The sequence below is a fragment of the Janthinobacterium sp. Bl 1 genome (assembly GCF_058215535.1).
Map to the genome: position 1 here is coordinate 3,344,827 of NZ_CM177086.1, position 11,993 is coordinate 3,356,819.

The 11,993-nt window shown below is 58.4% G+C and carries 8 protein-coding genes and 1 pseudogene; 5 read left to right on the top strand and 4 right to left on the bottom strand.

Features of this window, described 5'->3' with window-relative positions:
* The first annotated feature begins 84 nt into the window (after positions 1-84).
* Both AC4BCN_RS14875 and AC4BCN_RS14880 read left to right on the top strand, forming a co-directional pair.
* Entirely contained in the window at positions 85-585 is a 501-nt protein-coding gene (locus AC4BCN_RS14875) for a MarR family winged helix-turn-helix transcriptional regulator (protein WP_490491057.1), read from the top strand.
* A gap of 108 nt (positions 586-693) precedes the next feature.
* Positions 694-1,752, top strand: a complete 1,059-nt coding sequence (locus AC4BCN_RS14880) for a S41 family peptidase (protein ID WP_490491058.1) — start codon at positions 694-696, stop codon at positions 1,750-1,752.
* Between the two features lie 298 nt (positions 1,753-2,050).
* Here the strand turns inward: AC4BCN_RS14880 and AC4BCN_RS14885 are convergent, their stop codons facing one another.
* The gene (locus AC4BCN_RS14885; protein ID WP_490491059.1) at positions 2,051-3,676 is read right to left on the bottom strand and encodes a response regulator; all 1,626 of its coding nucleotides are present in this window, start codon (positions 3,674-3,676) and stop codon (positions 2,051-2,053) included.
* Positions 3,677-4,024: 348 nt separating this feature from the next.
* Between AC4BCN_RS14885 and AC4BCN_RS14890 the strand changes: the two genes are divergently transcribed.
* Both AC4BCN_RS14890 and purL read left to right on the top strand, forming a co-directional pair.
* On the top strand, positions 4,025-5,089 hold the full coding sequence (locus AC4BCN_RS14890; RefSeq protein WP_490491060.1) for a GGDEF domain-containing protein: 1,065 nt from the start codon (positions 4,025-4,027) through the stop codon (positions 5,087-5,089).
* Positions 5,090-5,282: 193 nt separating this feature from the next.
* Positions 5,283-9,320, top strand: a complete 4,038-nt coding sequence (purL, locus tag AC4BCN_RS14895) for a phosphoribosylformylglycinamidine synthase (RefSeq protein WP_490491061.1) — start codon at positions 5,283-5,285, stop codon at positions 9,318-9,320.
* Positions 9,321-9,440: 120 nt separating this feature from the next.
* Here the strand turns inward: purL and AC4BCN_RS14900 are convergent, their stop codons facing one another.
* The 3 genes and pseudogenes from AC4BCN_RS14900 to AC4BCN_RS14910 all read right to left on the bottom strand — a co-directional run.
* Entirely contained in the window at positions 9,441-10,565 is a 1,125-nt protein-coding gene (locus AC4BCN_RS14900; protein ID WP_338678603.1) for a DUF4062 domain-containing protein, read from the bottom strand.
* Between the two features lie 213 nt (positions 10,566-10,778).
* Positions 10,779-10,877, bottom strand: a complete 99-nt coding sequence (locus AC4BCN_RS14905; RefSeq protein ID WP_425323990.1) for a lipid II flippase family protein — start codon at positions 10,875-10,877, stop codon at positions 10,779-10,781.
* Positions 10,878-11,034: 157 nt separating this feature from the next.
* Positions 11,035-11,211, bottom strand: a pseudogene (locus tag AC4BCN_RS14910) (lipid II flippase family protein); the annotation flags it as partial.
* A gap of 314 nt (positions 11,212-11,525) precedes the next feature.
* Between AC4BCN_RS14910 and AC4BCN_RS14915 the strand changes: the two are divergent.
* Complete coding sequence (locus tag AC4BCN_RS14915; protein WP_128139363.1) at positions 11,526-11,981, top strand: tellurite resistance TerB family protein; 456 nt, start codon at positions 11,526-11,528, stop codon at positions 11,979-11,981.
* Positions 11,982-11,993 lie beyond the last annotated feature (12 nt).

Consider the following 11,993-nt stretch of genomic DNA (forward strand, 5'->3'; position numbering starts at 1 on the left):
ACCATCGTCGGTAGCTTGTAGCCTGCTTCAGGAGTTTTTAAATATTTATATAAGCTCTTATATAAACGGTGCTACCATGGTTGCATGAAACCTGGACTAGGCACGCAATTAAGACATCTCATCGAACTGCTCGACGGCGCGGTCGAGCAGGCCTACGTGGAAGCGGGGCTCGATTACCGGCCGCGCTACACGCCGGTGATGCGGGTGCTGGCCGAACAGCCGAGCGCGACCATCGGAGAGTTGGCGGCCCTGGGCGGCCTCACGCAGCCCGCCGCGACCCAGACAGTGGCTTTGATGGTGAAGAAGGGCCTGCTGGCGGTAGCCGCCGGCGGCGAAGACGGCAGGCAGCGCGTGGTGCGCCTCAGCGCCGCTGGCGCAGCGCTGCTGCCGCGCCTGCGGTTGTGCTGGCAGGCGACCAAGTCCGCGGCCGACAGCCTCGATGCGGAACTGGCGTTTCCCTTGTCCGACTGCCTTGCACAGGCGATCGCCGTACTCGAGACGCGTTCCTTCGGCGCGCGCATCCGCGATGGCAGGCTGCGCCTGGATGTCCGCTCTGACGCAGGCACGACAACACCTGACGAGTAACCCGAATGATGCAGCCTCGCGCACTTTTTCACACAACGATCAAATGCTTCGTAGTCCAACTTGGAGGAATGTATGTCAGGTAGAAAGAAGTTTGTCGCAGCAATCGTATTGGGCACGCTGTTGTCGTTGCACGCCTTTGCGGCGGAGGACACCGCCTTGAACGCGGCCGATCGCACGGCGATCGTGCAGACACTGGCAGTGAAAATGAACGCGAATTACATCGAGCCAGCGGTGGCCGAACGGGTCGGCAGTGCGATTGCCAGGAAAAATGCCGAAGGAGGCTATGCGACCGCCGCCAACGTGAAGGCCTTCAGTGCGGCGCTGGCCAAGGATTTGCGGGAATTGAGCGGTGACTTGCATTTCGGCGCCGCGTTTTACGAAGGTCTTCGTGAGCGCAGCGGTGCCGCCGAAGTGCCCAGCCGCGCCAAGATTGACGAATGGCGCGACCAGACCACCCGGCGCGGCTATGACATCGAGAAGATCGAACGCCTTCCCGGCAACGTCGGCTATATCGAGCTGCGCGGCTTCGGCGGTCCGGAATTCGTCGCCGCGGCGTACACGGCGGCGATGTCGCTCATGGCGGGGACGGATGCGCTGATCCTCGACCTGCGCCGCAACGGCGGCGGCAGCCCGGCCAGCGTGGCTTATCTGATGAGTCATTTCTTCCCGTTCGGCGACGAGCGTCACCTGATCGACATGTACGATCGCCCGACCGGTACGACGCGGCAGTTCTGGACCGTGAAGACGGTCGCACAGCGTTACGACAAGCCCGTGTACGTGCTGACCTCGGCCCGCACGTTTTCCGGCGGCGAGGATTTCTCCTATGGCATCCAGGCGCAGAAACGGGGGACGGTGGTTGGAGAAACCACCGGCGGCGGCTCCAATCCCGTGAGCTGGTACAACGTAGGGCAGGACATCATTGTCGCGATTCCGACCGCGCGCACGACCAATGCCGTCACCAAAACCAACTGGGAGCATGTCGGCGTGAAACCGGACATCGCCGTGCCGGCGGCACAGGCGCTGCAGACGGCGCATCTCGCCATCCTGCGCAACCTGGTGTCATCGGCCAAGGAGGGCAACGAGCGCAAGGAACTGCAGCGCGTGCTGGCGATGGCGGAGAAGGGCGAGTCCGAGAAGCCGGTCTACACGCTCAGGGGCGAGCGTTAATATCGCGGGGCTGATCAAGTGCGTAGGTCGGATTAGCGGCGGCACGCCGCGTAATCCGACACTACGGAGCCAACAATGGTGTCGGATTACGCTASGCTAATCAGATCTACGTGTCCGACCTACGTGAATGATCGGAAATGGGCTGTGCGTTTTTGACGTCAACGCACGCCACGACGCCTCTGAAAACCGTCGCGAGCAAGCCCAATGTCGGGTTGAGTAGCGCAGCCGTACTTTAGTACGGCGAGCAACGCCGACCCGAGAGTGGGCTGCGCAGCAGGTTTGCAGTGCGTTCTTCACATCAGGTAGCAATACCATACTTGTGCTGCGTCGCCTCGTACTGCTGCTTGAGCGACTCCAGCTTCGGATGCTTGGGATCGATCTTGCGGATCACCTGCATCTGGTGCTGCGCCTGTTCGGCCAGCGGGGCTTCCCAGCCCAGCATGTTGAGCTGGCGCAGGATGGCGTCGACGGAGGCGAACAGCACGGGCAGGTTGCCTGGGGTTTTGCGCAAGGCCTGGCGCAGCACGAATACGGCTCCCTTGAGCTCTCCGCTTTCCGACTTGCTGGCCGCATCCTGCATCAGTTCCTGTACCTGGTTCGTGATCTGCTGGCCCATGCCTTGCGCCAGGTCGTGGCGGCCCGCTTTTTCAAAGACGTCGACGGCCGCTTCCATCGTCACGTCGCTGTCGGCTTCGTTGACGAGTTTCATCATGACGTCGGACGCCGCCTGTTCCAGGTTGTTTTTCAGGCAGCTTTGCACGAGACCCACCTTCAGCTGCGTCGACAGGCCGCGCGCCGTGTCCAGGGCGGCGGCGGCCAGCTGCAGTTCGGTGGCGGCGGCGATGTCGTTGCCCGACAATTCATGCAGCATGGCGGCCGAGATGGCGCGGCACGCTTCCACGTTGGCGCCACCGCGCAAGGAGCGTTCCATGTCGCGCAGCACACCGCTGGCCTGCGGCGCATCGCCTTTCTTGACCAGCGTTTTCACCAGGTTGACGTGGTCTTCCGGGTCGCGGAATTCCGAGTATTTTGCCTTCGTCACCACCTGCTTGTAGGCGCGTTCGGCCGCGCCGATGTCGCCCGTGTCGAAAGCGATACCGCCCAGGTGGCGCAAGCGGCGTACCATGTGCGGCGAGATGGCCACCGCGTCCTCGAGGATTTTCTTTGCCTGCAGCTGCTGGCCCATGGCTTCATGGTTTTGCGCCAGCAGGTCATAGGCGGCCATGAAGCGGGGATAGACCTCCACCAGTTCCAGCAGCGCGTCCTGCGCTTCCTCGTGGCGCTGCTGTTCGAACAGGGTGCGCGCCAGTCCCAGGTGGGCCCAGGCCATGGGGCGCGTGGCCAGCATGTCGGCGTACAGCTGTTCGGCTTCCTTCCATTCGTCCAGGGCGATGTGCAGCTCGGCGCGCAGGCGGGCGAAATCGGCCGCCAGGCGCGGGTGCTGCAGTTCGGCCGCGCGGCAGCTTTTCACGGCTTCGCGCAAGTCGCCCTTGTCGATCAGCTGATAGGTCGGCAGAAAAATGGCGCGCCGCTCGATGGAGCGCGCGATGCGTCCGCTCAGCACGTCGACGGTGAACGGTTTCAATATGTAGTCGGACGGGGTCAGTTCGGCCGCGCTGATCACCTTGCTGTGGATGGCTTCCGAGGTCAGCATGATGAAGATCGTCCACAGGCCGATCAGCTTATGGTGGCGCAAGTCTTCCAGCAATTGCTGGCCATCCTGGCCGTCGGTGCCGCTGCCAAGATCGTATTCGCACAGGATGATGTCGAACGGTTTCTTCGTCAGCAAGCGGATGGCCGTGCCGGCATTGACGGCATATTCCACCTTGGTGATGGCCGCCTGGTTCAGCATATTGTGCAGATTGCCCCGCATGCTGGGGTTCGGGTCGACGATCAGGACAGATAAGTCGCTAGTTTCTGGCATTGTTCAGCTCTCGTTCATCTGTTCGGTCATTTGCGGGAACTCTTCTTATATGTCTCGGCCCGGCAGCATTATTTCTTATCAGCATACTGCAAAGCTGGCCGGCACTGCCAGCAAAATGCGTGCAATCGGGCGTAGGGCAGGGTGCAAGGTGCATCCCGTGGCGCGCAGCGTTGTATTTCATGGCACCGTTGTGCTGCGCGCCAGTGCCGTCGCCGCAAATTCCAGCACATAGTTGACTAGCATGATAGTATCCTAATTACAACTAATGTTGGATGCCGCACAATCTTGCGGCCAGGCATGCGCAAGGCTGTACCGGGCGCTTTTCTTCTTTCTGGTGTCGATACCCGTATGCGTGTTCCTGACCTTTCTTCCCTGCGGCGCGTTGCCGTCCCCCTCGCATTTGGCGGCAACAGCGAACAGCAGCATACCTATTTTGCGGAATTGCACCGGGTCGGCATGGTCACGCAAGCGCTGGGCATCATCGCCTTCAGCCTGACGTGGCTGCTGATGCCGCCCGCTTACCATCCCAACCTCACGCATGCCGTGCTGGCGCTGCTGGGCATGTTGATCAGCCTGGTCGTGCGCTACCGCTGCACCACCTTGCCCGTGCTGACCGTTACGGGTGCCTGCGCCGTGCTGGCCTTGACTTTTGGCTTGCGCACCATGGCCGACGCCGTCCATCACGCCAGCTTCTGGGTCTTGCCGGTGGGCGTCTTCATGACCCTGGCCATCGCCTCCATCTTCAATGGCGGTCTCAGCTACCTGGCCGTGGTGGCCGGCGTGTGGTGGAACGTGGGCCATGGCCTGTATCCCGTCAACGCGGGCTTGCCCGACCAATCCTGGGTGCCCTTGATGATCGCCGTCAGCGTGCTGTTCGGGCTGGCGCTCAATGTCAGCTTCAGTTTATTGCGCTTGCGTAACTATCACTCCAAGGTGGAATTGACGCGGCTGGCATTCCAGGACAGCCTGACGGGCCTGAACAACCGCCGCATGTTCACGCAGCGCGCCCAGCAGATGCATGGCGCAACTCATGGCGGCAAGCTGCATTTCCTGATGATCGACATCGACAATTTCAAGATCATCAACGACCAGCAGGGCCACGATGCGGGCGACGCGGTGCTCGTGCGCACGGCCGCCGTCATCGCGGACAAGGCGCAGGGTCATCTGTGCGGCCGCCTGGGCGGCGAGGAATTCGGCATCGTCTACGCGGGCGACCGGGAAGACGCGCGCGCCTTTGCCGGCGCCTTGGTCGAAGCCGTCAGCCAGGCTTTCCTGGCTGCACAGTTCGTGTCGATCAGCGTGGGCGTGGCCGAGCTGGACCGGAGCAAGGACCTGGGCCACAGCTACCGGCTGGCCGACGAGGCCCTGTACCTGGCCAAGCGGCAAGGCAAGAACCGCTATGTGATCGCCTGATGACCGGCTGAGGGTGTTGTTGCCATGTCAAAAACTGCCGCTGTGCGGGGCAAAACGGTGGCAAAGGGCCAAGTTCCGGTCATAAGGCAGGGGTAAAACGGGTATAATGCGCGCAAAGGAAATTTGCCGTACGAAAGATATTGTCATACCTACCTTTAACCCGCAGCCACGCTGCATCAACCACCTTCCAATCATGTTGATACTGCCGGGTTCCAATGCCCTGTCCGTTTTCCGTAGCCACCGTCTGTTAAGCCAACTGCAAGCCGTCTCGCCTGCGATTGTTGCCGTTCAAGCACGCTATGTCCATTTCATCGATGCCAGCGCGCCTCTCACCGACGACGACAGCACGCGCCTTGGCGCCTTGCTGACGTATGGCGAGCCGGCCCAGGCTGACAATACGGAAGGCGCTGCCGAAGAATTCTTCGTCATCCCCCGTTTCGGCACGATTTCGCCGTGGGCTTCGAAAGCCACCGACATCGCGCACAACTGCGGCATGGCGCACATCAAGCGCGTCGAACGCGGCATCGCTTTCCGCATCAACCTGAAATCGGGCATCCTGGGCAGCGCCATCGGCGCCGGCAAATTGACGGACGAGCAGGTACAAGCCGTGGCCGACCTGCTGCACGACCGCATGACGGAATCCGTGCTGCGCAGCGCGGACGACGCCAAGGACCTGTTCCGCACCCTGGAAGCGCGCCCGCTCGAATCGATCGATTTGCTGGGGCAGGGCAAGGCCGCGCTGGAAACGGCGAACACGGAACTGGGCCTGGCGATGTCGGAAGACGAAATCGACTACCTGGACGCCGCATTCACCAAGGCTGGCCGCAACCCGACGGACGTGGAACTGATGATGTTCGCGCAGGCGAACAGCGAGCATTGCCGCCACAAGATCTTCAACGCCGACTGGACCATCGACGGCGTGGCGCAACCGAAGTCGCTGTTCGGCATGATCAAGAACACGCACGAACTGCAGCCGAAGGGCACCGTCGTCGCCTACAGCGACAATTCCTCGATCATGGAAGGCGCGACGGTTTCGCGCTTCTATCCGCGCGGTGACAAGCACGAATACGCGGCATCGACGGAACTGACGCACACCCTGATGAAGGTGGAAACGCATAACCATCCGACGGCAATCTCTCCATTCCCTGGCGCCTCCACGGGCGCGGGCGGCGAGATCCGCGACGAAGGCGCGACGGGCCGCGGCGCCAAGCCAAAAGCTGGCCTGACCGGTTTCACCGTCTCGAACCTGTCGCTGCCGGACGCCGTGCGCAGCTGGGAAACGGCAGCTTCCGTGACGGCGCCGCTGGTTGGCCGCTCGGATGCGGACCAATACGGCAAACCGGAGCGCATCGCTTCGCCGCTGCAGATCATGATCGAAGGCCCATTGGGCGGCGCCGCGTTCTCGAACGAATTTGGCCGTCCGGTCCTGGGCGGCTACTTCCGCACGTATGAACAGAACGTCGGTACAGATAAAGACGCCGTGTTCGGCTACCACAAGCCGATCATGATCGCGGGCGGCATCGGCAATATCTCGGCGCAGCACACGCACAAGAACGACATCCCCGTCGGCAGCCTGCTGGTGCAACTCGGTGGCCCGGGCATGCGCATCGGCATGGGCGGCAGCGCCGCCTCGTCGATGACCACCGGCAGCAACACGGCCGACCTGGACTTCGACTCCGTCCAGCGCGGTAACCCTGAAATGGAACGCCGCGCCCAGGAAGTCATCAACGCCTGCTGGCAAATGGGGCTTGATAATCCGATCATCTCGATCCACGACGTGGGTGCGGGCGGCTTGTCGAACGCTTTCCCTGAAATCACCAACGATGCCAAGCGCGGCGCGATTTTCGACCTGCGCAAGGTGCCGCTGGAAGAATCGGGCATGGCGCCGAAGGAAATCTGGAGCAATGAGTCGCAGGAACGCTACGTTCTCGCCATCGCGCCGGAAAGCCTGCCACTGTTCAAAGCCATGTGCGAACGCGAACGCTGCCTGTTCGCCGCCGTGGGCGTGGCCACCGAAGAGCGTCAACTGAAACTGATCGACACGGAACTCGGTAACGAGCCGGTCGACATGCCGATGGACGTCTTGCTGGGCAAGCCGCCGAAGATGCAGCGCGACGTGGTCCACGTGGCCAACGATTTCCCTGCAATCGACCTGACGGGCATGGACTTGAAGGATGTGGCGCAAAAAGTGCTGCTGCTGCCGACCGTGGCTGACAAATCCTTCCTGATCACCATCGGCGACCGCAGCGTGGGCGGCATGACCGTGCGCGACCAGATGGTGGGACCATGGCAAGTGCCGGTGGCCGATTGCGCCGTCACCACCATGAGCTTCGAAGGTTACCTGGGTGAAGCGATGGCCATGGGCGAACGCACGCCGCTGGCCGTCATCGACGCCGCCGCCTCGGGCCGCATGGCCGTGGGCGAAGCCGTCACCAACATCGCTGCCGCGGCAATCAGCGATATCTCCGACATCAAATTGTCCGCCAACTGGATGGCCGCCTGCGGCCAGCCTGGCCAGGACGCGGCCTTGTACGACACGGTCAAAGCCGTCGGCATGGAGCTGTGCCCGGCGCTGGGCATCAGCATCCCCGTCGGCAAGGATTCGCTGTCGATGCGCACGACGTGGAAAGACGAAAGCACGGGCGCGGCGAAATCCGTCACGTCGCCGGTGTCGCTGATCGTTTCCTCGTTCGCGCCAGTGACGGACGTGCGCAAGTCGCTCACGCCGCAACTGAAAACGGACAAGGGCGACACGTCGCTGATCTTGATCGACCTGGGTCGCGGCAAGAACCGCCTGGGCGCTTCGGCGCTGGCGCAAGTCATGGGCCAGCTAGGCAACGCCACGCCGGACGTCGACAGCGCGGAAGACCTGAAAGGCTTCTTCGCCGCCATCCAGAAATTGAACAGCGACGACAAGCTGCTGGCCTACCATGACCGTTCGGACGGCGGCCTGTACGCCACCCTGACGGAAATGGCCTTCGCCGGCCACACAGGCATGTCCGTCAACCTGGACATGCTGACCATGGAAGGCGAGCATTCGAGCGACTGGGGCGACGCCAAGAACTGGGCCGGCCAGGTAGCGGAACGCCGCAATGAACTGACCTTGCGCGCCTTGTTCAGCGAAGAGCTGGGCGCCGTGATCCAGGTGCGCGCGGAAGAAAAGTCGCTCGTCATGGATGTGCTGCGCACATTTAACCTGGGCGCCTGCAGCCATATCATCGGCAAATTGAACGACCGCGATGTGATCGAATTCACGCGCGACGCCAAGCTGATTTACACACAGCCACGCGCCGAACTGCACCGCCTGTGGAGCGAAACGAGCTGGCGCATCGCCCGCCTGCGCGACAATCCTGCCTGCGCGGACGCCGAATACGACCGCCTGCTGGACGCGCAAGATCCGGGCATGTCGCCTATCGTCACCTTCGATCAGAACGACAACATCGCCGCGCCATTCATCGCCACCGGCGTGCGTCCGCGTGTCGCCATCCTGCGCGAGCAGGGCGTCAACTCGCATATCGAGACGGCCTACGTGATGCACCAGGCAGGTTTTACCGCTGTCGACGTGCACATGAGCGACCTGATTGCCGGCCGCGTGAAACTGGATGACTTCCAGGGCGTTATCGCCGTGGGCGGTTTCTCGTACGGCGACGTGCTGGGCGCGGGCGAAGGCTGGGCGAAAACGATCCTGTTCAACGCCAGCCTGGCGGAACAGTTCGCGCGCTTCTTCAACCGCACGGACAGCTTCGGCCTGGGCATCTGCAACGGTTGCCAGATGATGAGCAATCTGAAATCCATCATCCCCGGCGCCCACGCTTGGCCCAAGTTCACGCGCAACAAGTCGGAGAAATTCGAAGGCCGCTTTGCCATGGTCGAAGTGATGGATTCCCCATCGATCTTCTTCAACGGCATGGCCGGCACCCAAGCCGGCATCGCCATCGCCCACGGCGAAGGCTACGCCGACTTCTCGCAAACGGGCGACATCACCCAGGTCACCAAAGCCATGCGCTTTGTCGACAACAAGGGCGTCGCCACGGAAGCGTACCCGTACAACCCGAACGGCTCGCCGGAAGGCATCACCTCGGTCACCACGCCAGACGGCCGCTTCACGGTGCTGATGCCGCACGCGGAGCGCGTGTTCCGCAGCGTTCAACAGTCCTACCACCCTGAGGCGTGGGGCGAGGATTCGCCGTGGATGCGCATGTTCAGGAATGCGCGGAAATTTGTGGGGTAATTCAGCTATTTTCGGCGCGGCGCCTTGGTTAAGGGCGCTGCTGCTGGGGTGGGAATGAGAAAGCCGCTGTCGGGAGACAGCGGCTTTTTTGTATTGTAGCTATGTGGAATATTATTTTTATTAATCGAAGGGTGAATTGTTGATTTTATTTAATATTTTTTTCGAACTAAATGCAGCGTATTTTTCAAATATTCTACGTAGCGCTTTTTCTCTCTGTTTTGCTGATGATGACTGTATGCATCTTTGAAATATTGATGAAATTTCTTGATTCTCCTCATCTTCGATCCCTATCATGAAAAAACTATTACTTTCGATAGTGGCTAGGCATGTTACTGCATCGCTAAATCCCTGCGCCTCATCGTCAACGTCGAGCGGAAATTGGTCGTATCTGAAAAGCCCGGTATCCACTAAATACTCATGCCATTTTTTCTTGGATGGGGAGATTTTGGAAATTTTTATCAAATCAAAATTTTCAATATTCAGCAAATATTTCCCATCTTTAATCCAGTTTGGGTGGAGAACGCTTTCATAAAATGATTCAATATCGCTAATCACTTCAATCGAAGCTATTTCTTTTTCCGCATCAACTTTGTTTGATGATATATATAGACTTTTCACTAAATCCTCAAGTTTTTGACTTGATGTTCTTATGCCAGATATTAGCTGGTTAGTAACGTCCATTTGTGCTGCAATTTCTCTTGATCTTAGTAAATCAAAAAACATCCCCGCCCATTGCTTTCTGAGATGATTTTCTATTCCCTGGAAATTATCGAATCCTTCGATAGCATTGTTTGTAGGATTTCTTCTGACCTCATCAATGAACTTAAAAATATCTACTGCATGTTCTTGCTTCTCTATTGCTGGATATTCAATATTTGCTGCAAAAGCATGCTTTTTATTTTTCTGATATAGATTGTGATTTGATAGTAAATTATTTTTAATGTAAGTAAATACGGGCATGTTTGTTTGCCGTGCTGCAGAATACTCGGCATTGGTAATGGATTTGCTCTTATCCGAGACATACTCTCCGCCGAATCGCCCGCCTATTATTAGGATAAAAAGATGACAATTTGAAACTTCATGAATGCAGGACTCATGTGTGTGAAACTCTGGTTTGTAAAAAACGTCACCATGTTCACTTAAGATTGGGTCAAATCCATATGATCTCACAAACCTAGTTAATTGCTCTCTTATTTCACCAAGATCGAAACATGTTGAACTAATAAATACTTTTGGAGTTGCCATAATGTGAGTTGGGGAAATTGGTTAAGTGAATATTTGTATTTCTATTTTACAGCGTATGTGAATTTAAATATTTAATTTTTAATAATTAATTTTTTGCATTCCTTATTGGTGCAGATTTCATTACAATCCCTTCGCCATCCCCACAATCACCGCCGCCGCCGGCACCAGCAAAAACTGCGCAATCAGCGTTCCTGCCAATCTGTTCCCAACCAGTCACACCACCGCTCGCCGGAACTGCGATTCTTCGATCTTGCCTTCGATGACGTCATCCGTCATGCCCGACATGTGCGGGTCGATGAAGACGGCCATCATGATGGTGGCGCCGCCGTTGATGATTGATGATTGATGAAAGCGTGCTGGAGGTGACGCGCACGCTGGGGTCGAGCACGCCTGCGTACAGGGCCGCGGTGTAAGGTGGACAACGATGCGCCCACCGTCCAAAGGGCCGTGGCGATGACGTTCATGGCGTAAACGGGCCCAGAAAAGAGTTCGAAGTGCGCGACAGCAACATCAAAATGCTGAACAGCGCCAGCGACACGGCGATGCGCCGCGTGCGGATGCCAGCGATGCGCACGGAGTAGGCGAGCGTGCCGATAATGTGGATGATGAACGTCAGTGCGCAAATCAACAGCAATTGCTTGTCCATCACAACCTTGCAGTAAAGAAAATATCATTCCATGCTGCCATGGAGTTACTTATTTTTCAACTGCAAATGAGATAATTTTATGTTATTGGGGTTTTGTGGTGGTTTGTGTGGAGTTGACTGAATTTCACCCCAAGGCAGAAATTGGGGTCAGACCCGACGGGTCTGACCCCGGCCTTTGCCTGTGGGTGAGATAAATGCCGCCAGTGAGCGTCTGACTGGTTTCCTTGCTTGTATTTCAAGCTTGCACCCTCAACTACCCTGGGTAGCGGCAAGACTTGCCGCTCGACATGAATCAATCAACCCGGAGGTACACCATGAGTTTCGATTCCTTTCTGTCCAAACTGAAGACCAAAGCCAGCGAACTGAAAACCGAAGCGCTGAAGTACAAGAACAAGGATTTCCTGAATGCCGCGATGGCGGGGTCGGCCCTGATCGCGATGGCGGACGGCAGCGTCAGTGCGGAAGAGAAGCAGAAGATGGTCAAGTTCATCGAGAGCAATGATGCGCTGTCGGTGTTTACCACCACGGACGTGATCAAGGCTTTCCAGGACTATGTCGGTCAGCTGGAGTTCGACAAGGATATCGGTGAAGCCAAGGCCTACCAGGCGCTGGGCAAGATGAAGTCGAATGTGGACGCGTCGCGCTTGCTGGTGCGCATGATTATCGCCGTCGCTTCATCGGATGGCAATTTCGACGCCAATGAGCAGCGCGTGGCCAGCAAGATCGCGCGCGAACTGGGCTTGAACCCAGGCGAGTTCGAGCTGCAGTAACTTTTAAGCCAG

Coding starts and splice junctions, on each gene's coding strand:
- AC4BCN_RS14875 (WP_490491057.1), top strand. CDS start 85: ATGAAACCTGGACTAGGCACGCAATTAAGACATCTCATCGAACTGCTC.
- AC4BCN_RS14885 (WP_490491059.1), bottom strand. CDS start 3,676: ATGCCAGAAACTAGCGACTTATCTGTCCTGATCGTCGACCCGAACCCC.
- AC4BCN_RS14890 (WP_490491060.1), top strand. CDS start 4,025: ATGCGTGTTCCTGACCTTTCTTCCCTGCGGCGCGTTGCCGTCCCCCTC.
- purL (WP_490491061.1), top strand. CDS start 5,283: ATGTTGATACTGCCGGGTTCCAATGCCCTGTCCGTTTTCCGTAGCCAC.
- AC4BCN_RS14900 (WP_338678603.1), bottom strand. CDS start 10,565: ATGGCAACTCCAAAAGTATTTATTAGTTCAACATGTTTCGATCTTGGT.
- AC4BCN_RS14905 (WP_425323990.1), bottom strand. CDS start 10,877: ATGATGGCCGTCTTCATCGACCCGCACATGTCGGGCATGACGGATGAC.
- AC4BCN_RS14915 (WP_128139363.1), top strand. CDS start 11,526: ATGAGTTTCGATTCCTTTCTGTCCAAACTGAAGACCAAAGCCAGCGAA.